At 67.4% G+C, this 20336-nt stretch carries 20 protein-coding genes; 11 read left to right on the forward strand and 9 right to left on the reverse strand.

The features are described from left to right. Window positions 1-52: 52 nt before the first annotated feature. Both cysN and cysD read right to left on the reverse strand, forming a co-directional pair. A complete protein-coding gene (gene cysN, locus N542_RS0115110; RefSeq protein WP_028644642.1) occupies window positions 53-1327 on the reverse strand; it encodes a sulfate adenylyltransferase subunit CysN in 1275 nt (424 codons plus the stop codon). Beyond that, window positions 1327-2241, reverse strand: coding sequence for a sulfate adenylyltransferase subunit CysD (cysD, locus tag N542_RS0115115; RefSeq protein WP_028644643.1), 915 nt, complete (start codon window positions 2239-2241; stop codon window positions 1327-1329). Before cysD ends, cysN begins: the two co-directional genes overlap by 1 nt. 230 nt (window positions 2242-2471) lie before the next feature. Between cysD and N542_RS0115120 the strand changes: the two genes are divergently transcribed. Beyond that, window positions 2472-3659, forward strand: a complete 1188-nt coding sequence (locus N542_RS0115120; protein ID WP_269319774.1) for a nucleotide sugar dehydrogenase — start codon at window positions 2472-2474, stop codon at window positions 3657-3659. Window positions 3660-3735: 76 nt separating this feature from the next. Here N542_RS0115120 and cysC read toward each other — a convergent pair whose 3' ends face one another. Further along, window positions 3736-5649, reverse strand: a complete 1914-nt coding sequence (gene cysC, locus N542_RS0115125; protein ID WP_028644645.1) for an adenylyl-sulfate kinase — start codon at window positions 5647-5649, stop codon at window positions 3736-3738. A 39-nt stretch (window positions 5650-5688) separates the two neighbouring features. Here cysC and N542_RS0115130 point away from each other — a divergent pair, with 39 nt between their 5' ends. Together N542_RS0115130 and gmd (N542_RS0115135) are read left to right on the forward strand one after the other, a co-directional pair. Continuing rightward, window positions 5689-6648: an asparaginase gene (locus N542_RS0115130; protein ID WP_028644646.1), complete on the forward strand. Its 960-nt coding sequence runs from the start codon at window positions 5689-5691 to the stop codon at window positions 6646-6648. A gap of 13 nt (window positions 6649-6661) precedes the next feature. After that, window positions 6662-7687, forward strand: coding sequence for a GDP-mannose 4,6-dehydratase (gene gmd / locus N542_RS0115135; protein WP_028644647.1), 1026 nt, complete (start codon window positions 6662-6664; stop codon window positions 7685-7687). Between the two features lie 9 nt (window positions 7688-7696). Here the strand turns inward: gmd (N542_RS0115135) and manA are convergent, their stop codons facing one another. Beyond that, window positions 7697-8932: a mannose-6-phosphate isomerase, class I gene (gene manA, locus N542_RS0115140; protein WP_028644648.1), complete on the reverse strand. Its 1236-nt coding sequence runs from the start codon at window positions 8930-8932 to the stop codon at window positions 7697-7699. Between the two features lie 149 nt (window positions 8933-9081). Between manA and N542_RS0115145 the strand changes: the two genes are divergently transcribed. Both N542_RS0115145 and N542_RS26730 read left to right on the forward strand, forming a co-directional pair. Next, a complete protein-coding gene (locus tag N542_RS0115145) occupies window positions 9082-9459 on the forward strand; it encodes a helix-turn-helix domain-containing protein (RefSeq protein ID WP_028644649.1) in 378 nt (125 codons plus the stop codon). A gap of 5 nt (window positions 9460-9464) precedes the next feature. After that, window positions 9465-10154: a hypothetical protein gene (locus N542_RS26730; RefSeq protein WP_028644650.1), complete on the forward strand. Its 690-nt coding sequence runs from the start codon at window positions 9465-9467 to the stop codon at window positions 10152-10154. An 84-nt stretch (window positions 10155-10238) separates the two neighbouring features. Here N542_RS26730 and N542_RS0115155 read toward each other — a convergent pair whose 3' ends face one another. Beyond that, window positions 10239-12362: an acyltransferase family protein gene (locus N542_RS0115155; protein WP_197025984.1), complete on the reverse strand. Its 2124-nt coding sequence runs from the start codon at window positions 12360-12362 to the stop codon at window positions 10239-10241. A gap of 172 nt (window positions 12363-12534) precedes the next feature. Here N542_RS0115155 and N542_RS25065 point away from each other — a divergent pair, with 172 nt between their 5' ends. Continuing rightward, window positions 12535-12822, forward strand: coding sequence for a DUF2516 family protein (locus tag N542_RS25065; RefSeq protein ID WP_081795234.1), 288 nt, complete (start codon window positions 12535-12537; stop codon window positions 12820-12822). 8 nt (window positions 12823-12830) lie between these two features. Here N542_RS25065 and rfbB read toward each other — a convergent pair whose 3' ends face one another. Beyond that, window positions 12831-13829 (reverse strand): dTDP-glucose 4,6-dehydratase, encoded by a 999-nt coding sequence (gene rfbB / locus N542_RS0115165; protein ID WP_028644652.1) that lies wholly within the window; start codon window positions 13827-13829, stop codon window positions 12831-12833. Window positions 13830-13928: 99 nt separating this feature from the next. On the opposite strand from rfbB, the gene rfbA reads away from it, so the two are divergent. Continuing rightward, the gene (rfbA, locus tag N542_RS0115170) at window positions 13929-14792 is read left to right on the forward strand and encodes a glucose-1-phosphate thymidylyltransferase RfbA (protein WP_028644653.1); all 864 of its coding nucleotides are present in this window, start codon (window positions 13929-13931) and stop codon (window positions 14790-14792) included. Here the strand turns inward: rfbA and N542_RS0115175 are convergent. The 3 genes from N542_RS0115175 to N542_RS0115185 are packed head-to-tail and all read right to left on the reverse strand — an operon-like array spanning window position 14765 to window position 18213. Next, a complete protein-coding gene (locus N542_RS0115175) occupies window positions 14765-15742 on the reverse strand; it encodes a GDP-mannose 4,6-dehydratase (protein ID WP_028644654.1) in 978 nt (325 codons plus the stop codon). The two genes, rfbA and N542_RS0115175, sit on opposite strands and share 28 nt — an antisense overlap. Window position 15743: 1 nt before the next feature. Beyond that, window positions 15744-16724 carry a GDP-mannose 4,6-dehydratase gene (gmd, locus tag N542_RS0115180; protein WP_028644655.1) on the reverse strand — a complete coding sequence of 327 codons (981 nt, stop codon included), beginning with the start codon at window positions 16722-16724 and terminating at the stop codon, window positions 15744-15746. Window positions 16725-16770: 46 nt separating this feature from the next. After that, a complete protein-coding gene (locus N542_RS0115185; protein WP_051551862.1) occupies window positions 16771-18213 on the reverse strand; it encodes a sugar transferase in 1443 nt (480 codons plus the stop codon). Window positions 18214-18483: 270 nt separating this feature from the next. On the opposite strand from N542_RS0115185, the gene N542_RS27915 reads away from it, so the two are divergent. The 4 genes from N542_RS27915 (at window position 18484) to N542_RS27925 (ending at window position 20316) form a co-directional block, all read left to right on the forward strand. Further along, entirely contained in the window at window positions 18484-18636 is a 153-nt protein-coding gene (locus tag N542_RS27915) for a hypothetical protein (RefSeq protein WP_197025985.1), read from the forward strand. Between the two features lie 266 nt (window positions 18637-18902). Next, window positions 18903-19268: an ArsR/SmtB family transcription factor gene (locus tag N542_RS0115200; protein ID WP_028644657.1), complete on the forward strand. Its 366-nt coding sequence runs from the start codon at window positions 18903-18905 to the stop codon at window positions 19266-19268. Continuing rightward, window positions 19268-19759, forward strand: a complete 492-nt coding sequence (locus N542_RS27920) for an SRPBCC family protein (protein WP_231482687.1) — start codon at window positions 19268-19270, stop codon at window positions 19757-19759. Before N542_RS0115200 ends, N542_RS27920 begins: the two co-directional genes overlap by 1 nt. Further along, entirely contained in the window at window positions 19756-20316 is a 561-nt protein-coding gene (locus N542_RS27925) for a TIGR03086 family metal-binding protein (protein WP_028644659.1), read from the forward strand. Before N542_RS27920 ends, N542_RS27925 begins: the two co-directional genes overlap by 4 nt. Window positions 20317-20336 lie beyond the last annotated feature (20 nt).

Genomic DNA, 20336 nt, shown 5'->3' on the forward strand with positions numbered 1-20336 from the left:
GCTCAGACATTTGTCGCCGTGAAGCGGCACCCCGCTATCGGTCCCCCTTCACTCAGCTGCCGGAGTTGATCATTCCCGCACCGACGGTCACGCCGGTCGCCTCGTCGATGAGGATGAAGGAACCGGTGGTTCGGTTCTTCGAATACGGGTCGCACAGCAGCGGCACCGTGGTGCGCAGCTGGACGCGGCCGATCTCGTTGACGCCGAGTTCCTTGGTCTCTTGGTCGCGGTGCAGCGTGTTGACGTCCAGGCGGTACTGGATGTCCTTCACCAGCGCCCGCGCCGAGCGTGTCGTGTGCTTGATCGCCAGCTTCTGACGGGGGCGCAGCGGCTCGTTGGTCATCCAGCAGATCATCGCGTCGATGTCCTGCGACGGCTTCGGGGCGTTCCTGACGCGAGCGATCATGTCGCCGCGCGAGACGTCGACGTCGTCCTCGAGCCGCACGGTCACCGACATCGGGGGGAACGCCTCGGTGATCTCACGGTCGAAGAGGTCGATGGCGGCGATCTTCGAGGTCATGCCCGAGGGGAGGACCACGACCTCGTCGCCGGGCTTGAGGACGCCGCCGGCGACCATGCCGCCGTACCCGCGGTAGTCGTGGTGCTCGTCCGACTTGGGTCGTACGACGTACTGGACTGGGAAGCGTACGTCGACCAGGTCGCGGTCCGAGGCGACGTGGACGTGCTCGAGGTGGTGCATGAGCGTCGGTCCGGAGTACCAGGGCATGTTTTCGGAGCGGTTGACGACGTTGTCGCCCTGCAGCGCGGAGATCGGGATGACCTCGAGGTCCGGAATGTTGAGCTTGGTTGCGAAGGCGGCGAACTCGGCGTGGATCTTCTCGTAGACCTCCTCGGAGAAGTTGACGAGGTCCATCTTGTTGACCGCGAGCACGAGGTGCGGGACCCGCAGCAGGGAGAGGATCACGGCGTGCCGACGGGACTGCTCGGTCAGGCCCTGGCGGGCGTCGACCAGCACCAGGCCGAGGTCGGCGGTGGAGGCGCCGGTGACCATGTTGCGCGTGTACTGCACGTGCCCCGGGGTGTCGGCGATGATGAACTTGCGCGTGGGCGTCGCGAAGTACCGGTAGGCGACGTCGATCGTGATGCCCTGCTCGCGCTCCGAACGCAGTCCGTCGGTCAGCAGGGCCAGGTCCGTGTAGTCGTAGCCCTTGGACTGCGAGGTCGCCTCGACCGCCTCGAGCTGGTCTTCGAAGATCGACTTGGAGTCGAGCAGCAGTCGTCCGATGAGGGTGGACTTGCCGTCGTCGACGGATCCGGCGGTGGCGAATCGGAGCAGGTCCATCTGCTCGCTCTTGACGGTGGCCATCAGAAGTAGCCCTCCTTCTTCCGGTCTTCCATGGCTGCTTCGGAGAACCGGTCGTCACCACGGGTGGCACCGCGCTCGGTCACCCTGGCGACGGCGACCTCGTCGATGATCTCGTCGATCGTGCTGGCGGTCGACTCGACGCAACCGGTCAGTGTCAGGTCGCCGACCGTGCGGAATCGGATGGTGCGCTCCTCCACCGTCTCGCCCGAGCGCAGCGGATTGTGCTCGCTCTCGCTGAGCAGCATGCCGTCGCGCTTGAAGACCCGGCGCTGGTGCGAGAAGTAGATCGTCGGGATCTCGATGCCCTCCCGGCCGATGTAGTCCCAGATGTCCAGCTCGGTCCAGTTGGAGATCGGGAAGATCCGCATGTGCTCGCCCTCGTGCAGGCGGCCGTTGTAGAGGCTCCACAGCTCGGGCCGCTGCATCTTCGGGTCCCACTGACCGAATTCGTCGCGGTGCGAGTAGACGCGCTCCTTCGCGCGGGCCTTCTCCTCGTCGCGGCGCCCGCCACCGAAGGCGGCGGTGAAGCCACCTTCCTCGAGTGCGTTCAGCAGGGTGCCGATCTGCAGCCGGTTGCGGCTGGTCTTGCCGTCGTCGATGACGATGCCGTCGCGGATCGCGTCCTCGACGCTCGCGACGATCAGGCGCACGCCGAGCCGGTTGACCCAGTTGTCACGGGTGCTGAGCACCTCGGGGAAGTCGTAGCCGGTGTCGACCTGCAGCACCGGGAACGGGATCTTGGCCGGGTAGAAGGCCTTCTCGGCGAGCCGCATCATCACGATCGAGTCCTTGCCGCCCGAGAACATCAGGACGGGCTTCTCGAACTCCGCAGCCACCTCGCGGAAGATGTGGATCGACTCCGCTTCCAGCTGGTCGAGCTGACTCAGCCGGTAGTCAGTGTGGGTTTGGGTCATGGCGGACGGAAAACCTCTCCTCGGGACGCGCAGCCCACATCGTAGCGATCGGCATCCGTCTGGGCAGGGGAGCCGACGAAGTCAACTGACGCTGTCCACTTTACGCATGTAGTCCCGGGTTCAAGAGTGAGTCTCGTCGAACTGGCAGCGGCAGGCCACGGCCACCCACGCGTGCAAACTCCATGTCACGGTCTGGTGAAACCTGGGGACTCCGTCGAGGTGCGGTCGCAATGCGCCTTAGGCTCGTCGTCGTGAAGATCGCCATCGCAGGTATCGGCTACGTCGGCCTCTCGAACGCCGTCGTCCTCGCGCAGCACCACGAGGTCTGGGCGATCGACCTCGACGACGACAAGGTGGCGATGGTCAACCGGCGGGAGTCGCCGCTGGAGGATCCGGAGCTCGAGCAGTACCTCGCCGAAAGACCGCTGCAGCTGAAGGCGACTCTCGACAAGTACGAGGCGTACGGCGCCGCCGACATCGTCGTCGTCGCTACACCGACCGACTACGACAGCCGGACGAACTATTTCAACACCGAATCTGTCGAGGCGGTCATCGCTGAAGTCCTCGAGATCGCGCCAACGGCGACCATGGTCATCAAGTCGACCGTCCCTGTCGGCTTCACTGCGCGGATGTGTGAGCAGTACCCGGACGCGTCGATCATCTTCAGTCCCGAGTTCCTCCGTGAGGGGCGTGCTCTCTACGACAACCTGCACCCCTCCCGCATCGTTGTGGGTGATCGGGGCGACCGCGGACAGGCGTTCGCTGAGCTGTTGGTGCAGGGAGCCTTGGACGACGACGTGCCGGTCCTTCTCACCGACTCGACAGAGGCGGAGGCGATCAAGCTCTTCGCTAATACGTACCTCGCGCTCCGGGTCGCCTACTTCAACGAGCTGGACACTTATGCCGCGACGCACGCTCTAGACAGCGCGCAGATCATCGAGGGTGTCGGCCTCGACCCTCGAATCGGCAATCACTACAACAACCCGAGCTTTGGCTACGGCGGCTACTGCCTGCCTAAGGACACCAAGCAGCTCCAAGCGAACTACCGCGAGGTCCCGCAGAACCTGATCAGTGCGATTGTCGAGGCGAACACGACGAGGAAGGACTTCATTGCCGATGACATCCTCCGGCGCAAGCCGCAGACGGTAGGTGTGTACCGCTTGATCATGAAGTCGGGCTCCGACAACTTCCGGATGTCGTCAATTCAGGGCGTGATGAAGAGGATCAAGGCCAAGGGAATCGAGGTCGTTGTCTTCGAGCCTGCGCTCGACGGCAGCGAGTTCTTCGGCTCCAAGGTCATCCGAGATCTCGAGGAGTTCAAGGAGCGCTCGGATGTGATCATCGCCAACCGACGTACCGAGGTGCTCGCTGATGTCGCCGACAAGGTCTACACCCGTGACATCTACGGTCGGGACTGAGTGCCACCCGTCACTAGTGTTGGAGTCCAGGGACCGTGGATACGTCCGTGTCCCTGGCGTTCCAGAACTGGTCTGATCAGCCGGCCGGACCGGGCGAGGTGACGGCCAAGGCGGGCACCACGGTCTCCAAGAGCCCATCGAGGTGCTCGGCGCAGGCACGAGCGGCCTCGGAGCCGCGTCGATACGGGTCGGCGACGTCGAGGGCGTGATCGGCCGGACCGCGGTGCTGTCCGGCGAAGTCCACTAGCTCGCGCCCGTGCAGGTCGGAGTGTCGGACGATCTCGGCGAACTGCCCGAGTGTGAAGACCTTGCGGAAGTCGCCCGGGTGGTCGTCCAGGATGAACTGCCGGTGCGTGCCTTCAGCGGTCAGCACCAGATCGGCGTTGCCCAGTAGGCGCGCGGTCAGCGGACGACTGCGGAAGGCGTCCCGGTCGTCGGTGTCGAGGAGGGCTGCCATTTCGGAGTCCATCGCACTGTCGCGGAAGCCGTGGGTGCCTGCGCTGCTGAAGGCGACGCCCGCGCCCGGGCCGGCGATGCGACGCGCGGCGAGCTCCATGTAGGGCGAGCGACAGATGTTGGCGGTGCAGACGAAGAGGACCTTCAGCTGCCCGTGGTCACCGCTGTGGCCGGGTGCGGGGGTCTCGACGACGCTCGCTGGCGCTCGCTGCTCGACCACCGGGGAGCCGGCGCTGTCTGCTCGCTGCTCGACCGCCGGGGAGTCGGCGCTGTCTGCTCGCTGCTCGACCGCCGGAGAGCCGTCGCTCGGTCGGTGCTCGGCCACCGAGGTCGGGAGCTCGAGGTAGCCGGCCTCTGCGAGTCCGACGAGGACGTCGTCGAGCACCTCGTCGATGCTGCGGCCGGTGGTGTCGACGACGACGTCGGCGTCGTCTGGCTTCTCGTACGGCGAGGAAATGCCCGTGAACTCCGGGATCTCGCCCCGGCGAGCCTTGGCGTACAGGCCCTTGCGGTCACGGCGCTCGCACTCCTCCAATGGGGTGGCGACGTGCACGAGGAAGAAGGCGCCCCCCGCGTCCTCGACCATCGCCCGGACCTGCTGTCGGGTCTCGTCGAAGGGCGCGATCGGGCTGCACACGGCCAGTCCGCCGTGTCGCGAGATCTCGGCCGCGACCCAGCCGATCCGGCGGATGTTGGTCTCCCGGTCCTGCTTGGAGAAGGTGAGCCCGGCGGAGAGCTGGCGGCGTACGACATCACCGTCCAGGCTTGTCACGGTCCGGCCGCCATGCTCGAGGACCCGGTCCATCAGCGCGCGGGCGAGCGTCGACTTCCCGCTCCCGGACAGCCCGGTGAAGAAGATGACCAGGCCCTGGTCGACGGACGCGGGTCGCTCCTGGTCGACGACGGCCTGGATCGACGGCGGACAGGGCGACGACGAGTCCGGCACACCGATCACCGGGTCCGGGCCGGCGTAGTTGGACACGACCTGGAGCCCGAGCGCGTGATCGACGTCGGCGTTGCCGTGGGCCGCCAGCGGGACCGCGACGACGACGGCGTCCGGCAACAGGTCGGCCGCGGCCAACGTCGCCCGGATGAGCCCGCTCGCAGAGAGCTCGGGAGTGCCGTGACCGACCAGCGCGAGCAGCAGCAGCGGTCCCGCCGCCGCCAGCACGGCCAGTTCGTCCTCGGGGAGCGCGTCGACGACCGGGACGACGGTCCGGCCCGCGTACTGCTGTCGGACCTGTGCGGGCGAGACGTAGAGCCGCCGGAAGGGACCGTACTGAATCTTGTTCAGTAGAGAGATCGCGCCCCCTGGGATGCTGACCAGTGCGAGTGGCAGGCCCTCGGGGTCGACCAGCTCGACGGCGCCGGCCACCTCGGCGAGGGCGGCCACGTCCGGGGGCAACGTCAGAGTGACCGGGCTGCCCGCCTCGTCGAAAGACACCGTCGGGGCCAGGGCGCCGACCGCCAGCAGCTCGAGGTCATCGAGCTCTCGCGGCGTCGGGCAGTACTGCGGCGGGGCGGGCGTCGGCACGGCGTCATCCTGCCACCCAGGTGAAGTTAACCTGCACCCATGCCGAACCCCGTCGTCGTTGCCGAGCTCGTCCGATCAGGCTTCGTCGAGGGCCACCACCACGGGTCGGTCGTCGCCCTGGACCGAGACGGGTCCGTCGCGTGGTCGGTCGGCAGTGTCGACCAGCCGGTCCTGCCGCGGTCGAGCAACAAGCCGCTCCAGGCGCTCGCGATGGTGCGTCTCGGGCTGGACCTGCCGTCGGAGCTGCTGGCGCTGGTCTGCGCCTCGCACTCGGGCGAGCCCTTCCACCTCGACGGCGTACGCCGGATCCTGGCGTCGGCCGGGCTGTCAGAGGCCGCGCTGCAGACACCGCCCGACTATCCGCTCGAGGACGCCGAGTGGCAGGCCGTCGTGGCGGCCGGAGGCGGTCGCACGCCGCTGCAGATGAACTGCTCCGGCAAGCACGCGGGCATGCTCGCGACCTGCGTCGTCAACGGCTGGGACACCGACACCTACCTGGACCCGACCCACCCCCTCCAGGTGGCGATCCGCTCCACCATCGAGGACCTTAGCGGCGGGCCGATCGCCGCGGCCGCTGTGGACGGCTGCGGTGCTCCGCTGCTGTCGACGTCGTTGATCGGTCTGGCCGGCGCCTTCCGCCGCTTGGCAGTCGCCGAGACCGGTCCGGAGCTGCGGGTGGCCGCCGCGATCCGGGAGCACCCGGCCTGGGTCTCCGGCACGCGACGCGACGAGATGGCACTGCTGACCGCCATCCCCGGCGCGATCGGGAAGGCGGGGGCCGAGGCCTGCTACGCCGTCGCCCTGTCCGACGGCCGGGCGTACGCGCTCAAGATCGACGACGGTGGGGCCCGGGCCCGGCCGGTCGTGATGGCGGCTGCACTGCAGCGGTCGGGCATCGATCGGGAGCCGGGGGTCGACGGCGACGCCGTACGCCGGACCGGGGACGCACCCCTGCTCGGCGGAGGTCGTCGAGTCGGCGAGATCCGCGCCGTCTTGTGACAGGCTTCGGAGGGTGACGAGACGCGCGCTGATCACCGGCATCACCGGCCAGGACGGTTCCTACCTGGCCGAGCTGCTGCTGGCCAAGGGCTATGAGGTGCACGGCCTGCGGCGCCGGTCGTCCACCTTCAACAGCGGGCGAGTCGAGCACCTCTACCGCGATCCGCGCGACCCGGACACCCGGCTCTTCTTCCACTACGCGGACCTCACCGACGAGACTCGCCTGATCCGGCTGTTGCGCCGTATCCAGCCCGACGAGGTCTACAACCTGGCCGGCCAGTCACACGTCGGTGTGAGCTTCGACGAGCCGGAGTACACCGGCGACACCGTCGGACTGGGGGCCGTGCGCCTGTTGGAGGCGATCCGTACGGCCGAGCTCGACTGCCGCTACTACCAGGCCTCGAGCTCGGCGATGTACGGCACGGCCCCGGCGCCCCAGCGGGAGGACACGGCCTTCCGCCCGACCTCGCCGTACGGCGCCGCGAAGCTCTACGCCCACAACGCGACCACCATCTACCGCGAGGGCTACGGGATGTTCGCGGTCAGCGGCATCCTCTTCAACCACGAGTCTCCCCGCCGCGGCGAGACGTTCGTGACTCGCAAGGTCAGTCGCGCGGTCGCTCGCATCCAGGCCGGGCTCGCCGACTACCTCTACATGGGCAACCTCGACGGGGTCCGGGACTGGGGATACGCCCCCGAGTACGTCGAGGGCATGTGGCGGATGCTTCAGGCCGATCATCCGCAGGACTACGTCCTGGCCACCGGACAGAGCTTCACCGTGCGCGACTTCGTCGTCGCGGCCTTCGAGCACGCCGGTCTCGACTGGGAGAAGCACGTCCGCACCGACCAGCGCTACCTGCGCCCCACCGAGCCGGCCGCCCAGATCGGCGATGCTGCCAAGGCCGAACGGGAGCTCGGCTGGAAGGCGCACGTGCACGGCAAGCAGCTCGTCGAGATCATGGTCGACGCGGATGCGGCGGCCCTGGGGCACGAGGGCAAGCCCTGGGTGGACCGGCCGCGGCACTGGCCCGCGAGCTGACCGGCAGGCTCAGCTGACGGGGACGCTCGCGACGGCGAGCGTGCCCTCGCCCTCCAGGCTGATCGCGCCGTCGCTGTGCGGCACGAAGAGCGTCTGGCCCCGGCGCAGCTCGTGGCGAGCGGCGGCACTGCTCACCACGAGCTCGCCCTCCAGGCACAGCAGCGTGCGCGGGCCTTGCGTGGGCAGACGATCGCCGGGCTCCCGCGCGATGGTCAGCGCAAACTCTGCGACCGGTGGCCGGTAGCTGAGCGTGTGAGCACTGAGGGCGGCAGGCTCCCAGAGCGGAGCAGGCATCGGGGTGAAGTTCGCGATGTGGAGGAGCTCCGGCACGTCGACGTGCTTGGGCGTCAGTCCGGCGCGTACGACGTTGTCGGACGACGCCATGATCTCCACGCCGAAACCAGAGCCGTAGGCGTGCACCACGCCGGCGTCCAGGAACATCGCCTCCCCGGGCGACAGCACGACGTGGTTGAGGAGCAGCGTGACCAGCACCCCCGGATCGGTCGGGTACTTGCTTGCCAGCGACGCGGTCTGGGCGAAGAGGCGGGTGCTCTCGCGCTCGACGCTGGCCCGGTCGAGGTATCTCCGGCCCGACGTGCGAGACGTCTGGTGGCCGCGCTCCTCGGCGGCCGCCGCGGATGCGGCGATCTCGCTCACGAGCTGGCGCAGCCCGTCTCCGCGCTGGTCCAGGATCTCGCTCACGACGGAGTGCAGTGCCTGGTAGGGCGGCGCAGCGTCGAGCTCCTTGGCGATGCGGTCTGCCCAGGGGTGCTCGAGGAGCCGCAGGATCTGCACGGTCTTCTCGACGTCTCGGAAGCCGGCCATGCCCTCGAAGCGGGTGATCGCGACGATCATCTCCGGCTTGTGGAAGCAGTCCTGGTAGCTCCGCTCGGCGGCCCCGACCGGGATGCCTGCCTGGGTCTCGAGCTCGAAGCCGATCCGGGCGCGCTGGGACGTCGGGTGCACCTGCAGCGACAGGGGCTCCGCGGCGGCCAGGGCCTTCACCAGGTAGGGCAGGCGGGGGCCGAAGGTCTCCAGGGAGTGGTCGCCGAGGGCGCTCTCCGCGTGGTTGCGGATGTGGTCGTCGAGCCGGGTCCCGTCGGGGAGCTGGGCCGGGTCCCCGGGGTGGGCGCCGATCCACATCTCTGCTTGGGGGCGGCCGTCAGCCGGCGTGCCGAGGAAGCGGGGGATCAGGCTCGTCGATCCCCACGCGTAGTCGCGCGTCACGCACGTCAGCTCCTCCACGCCTTGATGGTAGGACCGGTGAGGGACCGTCGGCTCCGTTGTTGACGTCTTGTGTGCAAGCTGTGGCACCCGTGTGGCCGAGGTGGTGTGCACGGACTCACACTCCAGGTGCTTGCAAAGTGCTAGCAGTTGCAAGCACAGTGGAGGCAATGGCTAAGGGCAAGGTCGTCAAGACCGTCGAGACTCTCGGGGACTACCTGCGACAGCAGCGCGAAGGCGCTCAGCTGTCGCTGCGTCAGCTCGCCGAGCAGGCTGGCGTCTCGAATCCCTACCTGAGCCAGATCGAGCGCGGACTGCGCCGACCGTCTGCACAGGTCCTGCAGCAGCTCGCCAAGGCGCTCCGCATCTCCGCTGAGCAGCTCTATGTGCGAGCAGGGATCGTCAGTCCCGAGGAGGGCGTCGGCGGATCCGTCGAGCTCGCGATCCTCGGTGACTCCGCGCTGACCGAGCGTCAGAAGCAGTCGCTGCTCGACGTCTATGCGTCGTTCCTCGCGCTCAACAGGACGACGACCCAACCGAAGGAGTAACACCCATGGCCAAGTTCGACATCCCCACGTTCGAGATCCCCACCGAGGCGGCCCGCCCGCTGTACGCCGCCGCCGGCGCCACCGACGTCGTGGTCGGCTACGTCCGCGACGCGTTCACCGACATCCAGAAGCAGCTGGCCGGACTCCAGAAGGACGTGCAGACCCGCGTCACGAGCTTCGAGCTCGAGCCCAAGACGCTGCGGGACCAGGCCGTCACCGTCCTCGCGACCCAGATCGACACCCTGTCCAAGGACGCCAAGGCGCGTCGCGAGGCCATCGAGGCCCGGGTCGCCGAGCTGCAGGCGGACGCGATGGGTCTGCCCGCCAAGGTGCAGGGCTTCGTGGCGGAGAACGCGGTCACCGTGAACTCGGCGTACGCGGACCTCGCCAAGCGTGGCGAGACCCTCGTCGGCCGGATCCGCGCGCAGGAGTCGACGAAGGCGACCACCGCTGCCGCGCAGACCACCGCTGCTAAGGCGAAGACCACCAAGACGCAGGCCACCAAGGCGACCAAGTCGGCCACCACGACCGCCAAGAAGGCGACGAAGTCGGCGGCCAAGAAGACCACCTCGACGGCGAAGAAGACGTCGACGGCGCCCAAGAGCAGCGCGAAGGCGACCACCACCGCCGCCAAGAAGACCGTCTCGTCGGCTGCTGCGGCGACCACCGATGCTGCGGCCAAGATCGGCGACTGATCCTTACCCAATCCTGCGCGTGGGGCGGCGACCGAATGGTTGCCGCCCTGTGGGAGCGCATCTTCGACCCAACTATTCGAATCATCAGTCGGTGTTCGCACGCCCGCTGAGCAATGCCTCGCCCAGCAGTGGCGCCAGCTGTCGGGAGTACTTCGCCGTCATATGGGAACCGTCATACATCACAGGTGTCGTGCCGACGAACGAGGGGCATTGGCTCCAAGAGCAGAACCAGTTCCGGGTCTGCACGAAAGGGACCTCGGCCGAGTCCGCAGCCTTCTGCTCGCCCTCGACGGCCTCGTGCCAGCCCCTATTGAGCCTGGTGACGCAGTCCACCGGGTGACCCACCCTGGTCTTGCAGTTCACGATCGGTTTGCCTGACGGTGGCGATCCGAGCACGACGATGCGGTGAGCAAGCGGCGTCAGATCCGTCAGTGTGGCCAACAACGCACCTTGGGCGAGTTGCTCTCCATCGTTAGGCATGTCTGGCCGCTCTGAGTTGCGCACGTTCATCCAAGAACTCGCGAGGACAACAAGGTCCGGGTGGTGCTGCTCGATGTAGTCGTGCACAAACACGTGGTGCTCGGCACATTCCGCGAACCTCGTGCCGTCGATGCGCAGGTAGCTAGGCAGCGTCCAGGCTGGACACTCGACCATCGTGAGCTGCTGAACAGTCCATCCGTGCGGTACCAGAGCAGCGCGGATGCCGTCGGTCCACGAGACTGCAATCGAGTCGCCGACGACCACGGCCACTCGGCGACCGTTGCCCCACCGGCACCGGTCGAGGTTGTGAGCCCGAATGTTGAGGCATTCGCCCTCTTGGTGCGCGGCGTTCATGGCGTCGATGCCGAGGTTGTCGAGGTCCGGATGGAGATCGGGAAAGCTGGTCTGGCTGAGTGCCTTCACGATTCGGCGCTGCTGTAGTTCGACCAATGTCGGTATGGGTCGGTCCGCCCCAGCCGCCGCTGCAGCCGGTCGGACGGTCGGGGTGATCACGGGGGGGATGAGTGCTGCCGCACAGAGCGCTGCCAGCGCTGTTCCGACCAGCGCCGACAAACCCACCTGCCGGCTGAGTACTCGACGCTCCTCTGGCCACGGCTGCCACCGCTCCCGCTCTGGTGGCGTCATCAGTACGCGGGCGAAGCGCAAGGGACGCTCAACCAGGTGGTAGGTCGCGACGGCGGCGCCGAAGGAGATGACGATCGCCAAGATGTAGAACAGCGGGTCGCCGAGCGGGTACCACGCTGTGAGCAAGACGGCGAGCGGCAAGTGCCAGAGGTACAGCGAATACGAGATGTCGCCGAGATAGACCATTGCTGGGTTGTCGACCATCGGCAGATAGCGGGTGTCGCGGCCGATACCGCCGACCAGGATTGCCCCGGTCAGCAGTGCCGGGAGCAGACCCCAGGGCGCCGGGAACGAAACGCTCAACGGGATCACGAACACAGTGGCGACGATGCCGATGAATCCGACCCACCCCAGGGTGATTCCGAGCCAGAGAGGGAGCCGAGCGAACCGAGCCGATAGGAGCCCGAGAATGCCGCCGATGCCAAACTCCCAGATCCGGTCGAGAGTCGAGAAGTATGCCGCCATCGGTTCGGTCGCCGAATGCCATAGCGAGTAGCCGAATGAGAGGACGGTGACGACCCCCAAGAAGCCGAACAGCACTGCCAGCGGAGATTCTCGGTGGGTCCGGCGCCACAGGGCCAGCATCAGGAGAATCAGGAACGGCCAGACCGCGTAGAACTGTTCCTCCACCGAGAGCGACCAGTAGTGCACGAACGGGGACGGCGTGTGGTCGTGGAAGTAATCTGCCCCGACCTGGATGTAGTGCCAGTTGGCCAGGAAAGCGAAGGCCCACAATCCGTCGATGCCGACGAGTCGGCCTCGGGCCGAGGAATACACGGCGTAGAAAAGCAGGATCGTGGTCGCGACCACCAGCCCCGCCGCCGGCATCAGGCGCCGAATCCGGTTGAGGTAGAAGACAACCGTGAATCGCGCGCCGTGCTCTCGCATTCCGTCGACGAGAATCGGCGTGATGAGGAAGCCGGACAGGACGAAGAACATGTCGAGCACCGTGAAAGCGCCCGCTGGCCACTGCCAAAGGTGCCCAACGACCACGAAGGCGACGCCGAGTCCACGCAGACCTTGCAGGTCACGGCGTACCGCGTGCGGCGGCTTGGTGCGCGCGTGGGTGAGCGGGCTGCTCACACTGTCCCCCCGGGGTGTTCGAACGGTTGCCAGCCAGAACCGTAGATCGTGTCAAGCGCCGTTGCAGACGCCCGCAACCATCGCCCGATGTGTCTAGACCATCCGAGCCGGCACATGTCACTGCATCGATGCCCGTCGTCGCGGTGGCGAGGCCCGTAGGCTGTGCCCCGTGATGGCGGTGTTCAACTTGGAATCGGGTTTCATGCTGATCGTCGAGCTGGTCCTGCTCGCCGTGAAGGTGTTCACCTTCGTCAACTCGCTGCTGTGGTCGACGGACTCCTACAAGGCCGCCAACAAGCTCACCAAGCCGGCATGGGCGATCATCCTCGGCCTGGGGCTGGTCGTGCAGCTCGTCATGCCAGGGGGGCCGATCAGTCTGCTCAACCTGGTCTTCACCGTTGCCGCGTTCGTCTACCTCGCCGACGTGCGACCGGCGTTGGCCAGCCTGACACGTCGTTGAGCTAGCGCCTACTGCCCGCGCGCGGCGTACGACGCTTCCACGGCGTCCTTGCGGGGACGCCACCATGCCTCGTTCGCGACGTACCACTCGATCGTGGCCTGCAGCCCGGCCTCGAAGTCGGAGTGGATCGGATGCCAGTCGAGTCCGCTTCGCAGCTTGCCGGAGTCGATGGCGTAGCGGCGGTCGTGACCGGGGCGGTCGCGGACGAAGTCGATGTCGTCCTCGCTGCGTCCGAAGTGGCGCAGGATCGCTCGCACCACCTCGAGGTTGCTCCGCTCCCCGTCGGCGCCAACGAGGTACGTCTCGCCGATCGCTCCGCGCTCCAGGATCGCCAGGACGGCCGAGGAGTGGTCGTCGGTGTGGATCCAGTCGCGGACGTTGCGTCCGTCGCCGTAGAGCCGTGGTCTCCGGCCGTCGATCACCTCGGTGACCTGGCGGGGAATGAACTTCTCGAGGTGCTGCCACGGCCCGTAGTTGTTGGAGCAGCAGGAGATCGTGGCTCGGAGCCCGAAGGAGCGGATCCACGCGCGCACCAGGTGGTCTGAGCCTGCCTTGGACGCCGAGTACGGCGACGAGGGTCGGTACGGCGAGTCCTCGGTGAAGCGCTGTGAGTCGTCCAGCTCGAGGTCGCCGTACACCTCGTCGGTCGATACATGATGGAAGCGCCGGCCATGCGCCCGTGCCGCCTCGAGGAGGGTGAAGGTGCCGACGAGGTTCGTGCGGATGAAAGGCACGGGATCCTCGAGGCTGTTGTCGTTGTGGGACTCGGCGGCGAAGTGCACGACGGTGTCGGCCTCGCGCACCAGCGGCCCCACCACATCGGGCTCGGCGATGTCGCCCACCACCAGCTCGACTCGGTCGGACGGCAGTCCGGCAAGCGACTCCAGGCTCGCGGCGTACGTGAGCTTGTCCAACACCGTCACGTGCGCGTCCGTGTGCGCGATGAGGTGATGAACGATGTTGGACCCGATGAAGCCGGCCCCACCGGTCACGAGGATGCGGTCCACGCGGCCGATCCTAGGGCGACTTCACTCTCCCAGGTGCTTTCGGCCGCGGTCGTGTCAGGGACACCAGAAGGCCGGTGAGACGCGCATATGATGCGGGCCATGCGAGGCATCATCCTGGCGGCGGGTACCGGTTCTCGGCTGCACCCGATCACCATCGCGGTGAGCAAACAGCTGATGCCCGTCTACGACAAGCCGATGATTTATTACCCGCTCTCGACGCTCATGTTGGCCGGGATCCGCGACATTCTGGTGATCACCACCCCGCATGAGGCCGATCAGTTCGCGCGACTGTTGGGCGATGGCAGCCAGTTCGGCATCTCGATCAGCTACGCCGTCCAGCCGAGCCCCGACGGTCTGCCCCAGGCCTTTCTGATCGGGGAGGCGCACATCGCGGGTAGCAGTGTCGCGCTGGTGCTCGGAGACAACCTCTTCTACGGGGCTGGACTCGGTGCCCAGCTAAAGCGGTTCGACGACCTCGACGGGGCGGTGGTCTTCGGATACCGAATGGCCGATGCTTCGGCGTATGGCGTCATCGAGCTCGACGAGCGAGGCAGCGTCCTGTCGTTGGAGGAGAAGCCGACGAAGCCGAAGAGCAGCCTCGCGGTGCCGGGCCTCTACTTCTACGACGACACCGTGGCGGATCGGGCGAAGATCCTGGAGCCGTCGCTACGAGGTGAGCTAGAGATCGTCGATCTCACCCGGACGTACCTCGACGAACACAAGCTCAAGGTCGAGATCTTGTCCCGCGGTGTGGTCTGGCTCGATACAGGTACCGTCGACGACCTCAACCAGGCCAGCAACTACGTCCGCGCCGTCGAGCACCGGCAGGGCATGAAGATCGGCTGCCCTGAGGAGGTCGCCTGGCGCAACGGCTTCCTCAGTGATGACGAGCTCGCAACGGTGGCCGAGCCCCTGCGCAAGAGCGGGTACGGCGCCTACCTGCTCGGCCTGCTCGACGACTGATCCCCGACCAATTCGAGGTCGCGGTCGACCATTCGGCCCACCAGTTCCTCGAAGCCGACACTAGGGGCCCAGCCGAGGAACTTGCGAGCCCGCGAGCTGTCGCCCACCAACTCGGTCGCATCCACCGGGCGTACGAATGCTGGGTCGATCACGACGTGCGACTCCCAGTCTTCGAGCCCGGCTCGGGCGAACGCGGCTTCTACGAACTCGCGTACGGAGTGCGCGACCCCGGTGGCGATCACGTAGTCGCGAGCGTCGTCGGCGCGCGCCGCGCGGACCAGTGCGTCGACGTAGTCGGGTGCCCACCCCCAGTCGCGCCGCGCATCCAGGTTGCCGAGAGCAAGGGTATCGGCCTCGCCGTGCGCGATCGCTGCGACGGTCGCCGTGATCTTCCGGGTGACGAACTGGGTCGGGCGGCGCGGCGACTCGTGGTTGTAGAGGATCGCACTGACGGCATGGAGCTTCCGCCTGCGATAGACCTCGACGGCGAGGTGGGCGTAAGCCTTGGAGACGCCGTAGGGGTTGATCGGCTTGACGAGGGTGGCCTCGTCCTGGGGCGAGCTGGTGGGCTCGCCGAAGATCTCGGCGCTCGAGGCTTGCACGAACCGGACCGCCCGACCGGAGGCCTCCTGGACCTGCCAAGCGGACTCCAGCAGGGCGACTGCCGCGAGGCCATTGACCTGTCCCGTGAGGTCCGGTTCGCTCCAGGACCTCGCGACCGAGCTCACTCCGGCGAGGTTGTACACCTCGTCCGGTGCCAGGTCGAGCAGCAGATGGCGGGTCTGCGCGATGTCGGTGAGGTCGCCCGGGTGCAGCTCGACGCCGCGCGCCACCGGCGCTCGGTCGTCGGGGTGAGCGAGCGCGTGCACTTCTGCACCCGCCGACAGCAGCTGCTCGGCGAGGTAGCTGCCGTCTTGACCACCGATCCCGGTGATGAACGCTCGGGTCATCTCACCAGCCCTGCCGGGTCGCGGCCAGGTCCGCCTCGACCATCATGGAGACCAGCTCGGGGAAGGACACCTTGGGCTTCCAGCCCAGCACCTCGCGGGCCTTGCTGGCGTCGCCGATGAGGTGGTCGACCTCGGCCGGTCGCATGAAGCGCGCGTCCTGCCGGACGTAGCCGGTCCAGTCCTCGATGCCGACGTGAGCGAAGGCGGCGTCGAGGAAGTCTCGGATGGAGTGGGTCTCTCCGGTCGCGACCACGTAGTCGTCCGCCTGCGGCTGCTGCAGCATCAGCCACATGGCCTCGACGTAGTCGCCGGCGAATCCCCAGTCCCGCTCTGCGTCGAGGTTGCCCAGCACCACGTGGTCCTGGATGCCGAGCTTGATCCGGGCGACCGCCTCACTGATCTTGCGGGTCACGAACTCCGGGCCGCGACGTGGCGACTCGTGGTTGAAGAGGATCCCGGAGGAGGCGTGCATGCCGTAGGACTCGCGGTAGTTGATCGTCATGTAGTGGCCGAAGACCTTGCTCACGCCGTACGGCGAGCGCGGCCACAGCAGGGTGCGCTCGTGCTGCGGCACCTCCTGGACCTTGCCGAACATCTCCGAGCTCGAGGCCTGGTAGAAGCGGATGCCCTCGGGTCGGTCACCGGTGTGGAGACGGACCGCCTCGAGCATGTTGAGGACGCCCTTGGCGGTGACATCGGTCGTGAGCGCAGCGTTCTCCCACGAGTACGCGACGAACGACACCGCGCCCAGGTTGTAGACCTCGTCGGGATCGGACATCCGCAACGCCCGGATCAGGCTCGACATGTCGGTGAGGTCGCCGTTGTGGAGGCGCACGTCGGGCAGCAGCTCCTCGACCAGGTCGCGCTTCGGGTTGTTCTGGCCGCGGATCACGCCGTGGACGTCGTACCCCTTGGAGAGCAGGAGCTCGGCCAGGTAGAGCCCGTCCTGGCCGGTGATCCCGGTGATGAGTGCGGTCGGCATGCTCGGATTGTGCCGGAAGTGGTCGCCGCGTGGGGTGGTGTGGTGACTAGTAGGCGCCGCGGGAGCCGAAGACTGCGCCCACGGTGCGTCCCAGGATGGACACGTCCTGGACGAGGGACCAGTTGTCGACGTAGTAGAGGTCGAGGCGAATCGCTTCCTGGATGCTGAGCTCGCTGCGTCCGGAGACCTGCCACAGCCCGGTCATGCCGGGGCGCACCCGGAGGCGCCGCGACATCGGGCCGTTGTAGAGCGCGACCTCCTGGGCCACCTGCGGTCGCGGCCCGACCAGGCTCATGTCGCCCCGGAGCACGTTGAACAGCTGCGGGAGCTCATCGACCGAGAATCGTCGGATCCACTTGCCGGGCTTGGTGATGCGTGGGTCTGCCTTCATCTTGAAGAGCAGCGCACTCTGGCCGACGTCGGTCTGCAGCTGGCCGACCAGCTCGTCGGCGTTCACCACCATGGTCCGATACTTCAGGCAGGTGAACTCCTCGCCGTTGCGACCGATGCGAGTCTGCCGGAAGAGGATCGGACCTCCGTCGTGCATCTTGATGCGGATCGCGGCGAACAGGAAGATCGGCGTGAAAGCCACGATCAGCGCCAGCGAGCCGACCGCGTCGAACGAGCGCTTGCCGATGCTGGAGGCGTCCGTGGCGCGCGGCGGGTCGATGTGCATGAGCGGCAGGCCGCCGACCGGGCGGATCCGCACGCGTTCGCTCGAGATGTCGCTGACGCTCGGCGCCACGACGACCTGGACCTCGTCCTTCTCCAGGTCCCAAGCCACTTGGCGAAGCTGTGCCGCCGACGTCAATGCGCCGCCGGCGAAGAAGATGATGTCGGCGCCCGATGCCCGGACTTCCGCTGTCACGTCTTCGCACGCCCCGATGACCGGAAGTCCGGAGTCGGTGTGCTCCCCGCGCATCTCGCGACGAGGGAGCAGCGCACCGATGACCTCGTAGCCGAGCCACGGCTCCCTGTGGAGGACTGCTGCGATCTCGTCCACGTGCTCGGCAGAGCCGGCGATCAGCACCCGGTGCTGGAGATACCCCTGTCGACGGGCTCGGTGCACGGCCTGTCGGAGCAACCATCGCCCGAGCATCAGCGCCGGGACGCCCAATCCGAAGGCGAGCAGGAAGAAGCCGCGGGAGAGCGGGAACTTCGCCAAGTAGCAGCCCACGCCGAGCAGGCCAGCCGTCACCAGACTTGCGTTGAAGACCCGCTTGTACTCGTCGGTCCCGGCGCCGAAGACGTCGTCACGGTAGCCACCGAAGGCCGCGATCACGACGAGCCAGCCGAGCAGCACCATGGGTCCGGCGACCTGGAGCGACGACGCGATGCCGGAGGCAGTGTCAAAGACGTCGAGGCGGCTGCGGCCGAGGACGGCCAGCACGAAGACACCGATCATGACGATCAGGTCGAGGACCAGGGCGGAGACAGGGAGGTAGCGGAGTGCTCGACTCGGCGGACCGAGGGTCCGCGTCCTCTTCACCGATAGCAGTGTCATACCGATCCCATGCCGTTCCCGTGCAATCTGGTGTTGCGTCCCCGAGAGAGACCGCCGATGCACCGGCAGACAGTCTGCCCCATGGCGAGGGGCCCCGCAGCCGATTCGGGTCTCAGCGTAGGTGCGTTGTGTTACACCCAGTGCAAGGACGTGCGTCCGTGGGATTTCTGGCCCGTGACCCCTGCCCCGCATCGCCGGATCAAATGGCCGCGTGGTGGATGTTTGCCGCTTCGTGTCCCAGGTCACACTTGCTGCATGACTGCACTCGTGATCGTCGCGCTCGCGATGGTGCTGTGGTGCGTCGCCCCGATCCCGGTGGCCGTGGTCGTGGGACGAGCGTTCCGGGCGGGCGAGATCGAGACCGCCTTCGACGAGATCGTCCGCGACTACGACGCTGCCGGGGTGTGAGCTTCGCCGGCGCCCACGCTGTGCTCGTAGAGGGGCCAGGCCCGCGAGTCCTCGGGGTGCAGGTCCATCGACTCGCACCATTCCTCGAACGGTGTCGCTAGCGACTCGGCGTCGTCGTCGCCAGTGGAGAAGACCAGGATCATGTCGCTCTGATCGGCGCAGTGCGCGGGGACCTGAGATCTCCGGTCAGTTCAACCAGATGGTTGACAATTGCGGTCGCCGATGACACCCTTGCTCAACCAGTTGGTTGATGATGAGGTGGTGACATGGCGGACCAGTTGTCCCGGGTGTTCCAGGCGCTGGCGGACCCGACCCGTCGAGACCTGGTCGCGCGCCTCGCCGCCGATGGGGACGCGAGCGTCGGTGACCTGGCCGCGCCGTACGACGTGACCGTGCAGGCGATCTCCAAGCACGTCAAGGTGCTCGAGGACGCCGGCCTGGTCAGTCGGAGCCGCGATGCCCAGCGCCGTCCGGTCCACCTCGAGGCGGAGGTGCTGGACCTCATGACGAAGTGGATCGAGCGCTACCGCCGCGAGGCCGAGGAGCGGTTCAGCCGTCTCGACGCCCTGCTGGGAACCGAGGACCGGGCCGTGAGCTCGGTCGAGGACGACGACGAGGGAGCAGCATCATGATGACCCAGCAGCACCAGACCCGGATCGAGGCGGTCGCGGACCTGCCGGTGATCCGCATCATCCGTGAGTTCGAAGCGCTGCCGGAGCGCGTCTTCCGCGCCTTCGTCGACCCCGAGCTCTTCGCGCAGTGGTGCGGGCCGCGCAGCATCGAGACGAGGATCGAGCGCTGGGACGCCCGCACCGGGGGCGAGTGGCGCTACTCCGCGATCAGGACCGGCGACGACGACTTCACGATGGGCTTCTGGGGCTCCTTCCACGAGGTCCGCCCGTCGGAGCGGATCGTGCAGACCTGGGCGTACGACGGCAGCCCGGACCACGCGAGCCTGGAGACGATGATCTTCGAGACGCTCGAGGGTGGCCGCTGCCGGCTGACGAGCACGGCGGTCGTCGAGTCGATCGAGCTCCGTGACCAGATGCTGGCCAGCGGGATGGAGACCGGCGTCCGCGAGGGCTACGAACAGCTCGACGAGCTGCTCGAGGACGGGCGATGACGACCCCGGCCGAGCACCACCGCGAGGTGTCGGGCGGCTTCACCCGCCGGGTCGACGGTACGACGAGCTGGGACGTCCCGGCACCCGTGGCCGGCTGGACGGCGCGCGACGTCGTACGGCACCTGGTCGAGTGGTTCCCGGCCTTCCTGGAGTCGGGCACCGGCATCCGGCTCGCCGCAGGACCGTCCGTGGACGACGACCCGGTCGCCGCCTGGCATGCGCATGCCGACGCGGTGCAGTCGCTGCTCGACGACCCGGAGTCGGAGGCTCAGGTGTTGAGCAACCCGCACATCGGCGACATCCCGCTGCCGCAGGCGGTCGACAACTTCTACACGGCCGACGTCTTCATGCACACCTGGGACCTAGCCCGGGCCACGGGTCAGGACGAGACGCTCGACGCGGACACCTGCGCCCAGATGCTCGCCGGCATGGAGCCGATCGACGAGATGCTCCGCTCGAGCGGGCAGTACGGGCCGCGAGTGGAGGTCGCGGCGGATGCGGACGCGCAGACGAAGCTGATCGGCTTCATCGGGCGGGATCCGCAGTGGCGGGCGTGAGGTCGCTCGTCGGGTGCGGG

Origin of the sequence: Nocardioides sp. URHA0020 (assembly GCF_000620705.1) — a bacterium.
Taxonomy (GTDB): Bacteria; Actinomycetota; Actinomycetes; order Propionibacteriales; family Nocardioidaceae; genus Nocardioides.